1 protein-coding gene is annotated in these 1,064 nt (G+C 69.8%); it reads right to left on the reverse strand.

Features of this window, described 5'->3' with window-relative positions; translation table 11 throughout:
* Positions 1–59 precede the first annotated feature (59 nt).
* Positions 60–1,007 carry an N-acetylneuraminate synthase family protein gene (locus U9R90_RS36355; protein WP_411061772.1) on the reverse strand — a complete coding sequence of 316 codons (948 nt, stop codon included), beginning with the start codon at positions 1,005–1,007 and terminating at the stop codon, positions 60–62.
* Between the last annotated feature and the right edge of the window lie 57 nt (positions 1,008–1,064).

Genomic DNA, 1,064 nt, shown 5'->3' on the forward strand with positions numbered 1-1,064 from the left:
GGGGGGCGCCGGCGGGTCCGTGGGAGGACTTCACCGCGGGGTGTCCGGCTGTCTCGGACTCAGACCGCGACCGGCTCGCGGTCGGCGCTCTTCGCCTCGGTCTGCGCCTCGGTCTCGGCGATGACGCCGGTGACGCGGCGGAGCTTCTTCATCGGGCCGAGCTCGGACTCGTACACCTTCTTGACGCCGTCGCCGAGCGAGGCCTCGATGGTGCGGATGTCGCGGACCAGGCGGGACAGGCCCTGCGGCTCGACGGACGCGGCCTGGTCGGAGCCCCACATGGCGCGGTCCAGGGTGATGTGGCGCTCCACGAAGGTGGCGCCGAGCGCGACCGCGGCGAGGGTGGTCTGCAGGCCCGTCTCGTGGCCCGAGTAGCCGATCGGGACGTTCGGGAACTCGCCCTGCAGGGTGTTGATGACGCGGAGGTTGAGCTCCTCGGCCTTGGCCGGGTACGTCGACGTGGCGTGGCAGAGCAGGATGTTGTCGCTGCCCAGGACCTCGACCGCGTGGCGGATCTGCTTCGGGGTCGACATGCCGGTGGAGAGGATGATGGTGCGGCCGGTGGCGCGCAGGGCGCGCAGCAGCTCGTCGTCGGTGAGCGACGCCGATGCGACCTTGTGGGCGGGGATGTCGAACTTCTCCAGGAAGGCGACGGCCTCGGTGTCCCACGGGGACGCGAACCAGTCGATGCCGCGCTTCTTGCAGTGCTCGGAGATGGCCGTGTACTCGGCCTCGCCGAACTCCACACGGTGGCGGTAGTCGATGTACGTCATCCGGCCCCAGGGGGTGTCGCGCTCGATGTCCCACTGGTCGCGCGGGGTGCAGATCTCCGGGGTGCGCTTCTGGAACTTCACGGCGTCGCAGCCGGCGTCGGCGGCCACGTCGATGAGCGCGAGGGCGTTCTCGAGGTCGCCGTTGTGGTTGATGCCGATCTCGCCGGTGACGTAGACGGGGCGGCCGGGTCCGGCGGTCTTGTTGCCGAGGGTGCGGAGACGGGACGTGCTCATGGCAGGGGATTCCTTACGTAGCTCAGTGATGCTGAGGGGTGGGGAGGGTTGAGGGGT

It is taken from the genome of Streptomyces sp. E11-3 (assembly GCF_046540415.1).
Taxonomy (GTDB): domain Bacteria; phylum Actinomycetota; class Actinomycetes; order Streptomycetales; family Streptomycetaceae; genus Streptomyces.

Bases quoted from the DNA above. Each gene is read 5' to 3' on its own strand.
- U9R90_RS36355 (WP_411061772.1), bottom strand. From the start codon at position 1,007: ATGAGCACGTCCCGTCTCCGCACCCTCGGCAACAAGACCGCCGGACCC.